The following is a 272-nucleotide window of genomic DNA, read 5'->3' as shown; positions in this document are numbered from 1 at the left end:
CCATGGACTCACGGAGCGCCTTTACATGACTCAGACAGCCGCACGACAGACTCAGACCCCGGACGCGGAACAGCTGGCAAGCGACATCCACCAGCTGGAAGCTCGCCTGCTCAAGACCGACCCGAAGCAGGAACCGACGCTCTACCGCAGCCTGTACTGCACGATCTCGCTACGTCAGATGCAACTGCTGGCCAAGGTCAGTCAGCCCGCGGCCTCGCAGGCGCACTGAACGACGCCAGATGAGGTGGTGCACAGGTGGCGACTGGTAATGA

The 272-nt window shown here is 62.1% G+C and carries 1 protein-coding gene; it reads left to right on the top strand.

Going from position 1 to position 272, the window contains the following annotated elements:
* A partial coding sequence (locus R0J88_RS20240; protein WP_410900911.1) for a hypothetical protein occupies positions 1-243 on the top strand: 243 nt, incomplete at its 5' end.
* Between the last annotated feature and the right edge of the window lie 29 nt (positions 244-272).

Source organism: Pseudoalteromonas sp. SIMBA_162 (genome assembly GCF_046535955.1).
GTDB classification, from domain to species: Bacteria; Pseudomonadota; Gammaproteobacteria; order Enterobacterales; family Alteromonadaceae; genus Pseudoalteromonas; species Pseudoalteromonas marina.
Note: the sequence above shows the minus strand (reverse complement) of the source record. Positions and strands in the feature narration are given on the sequence as shown.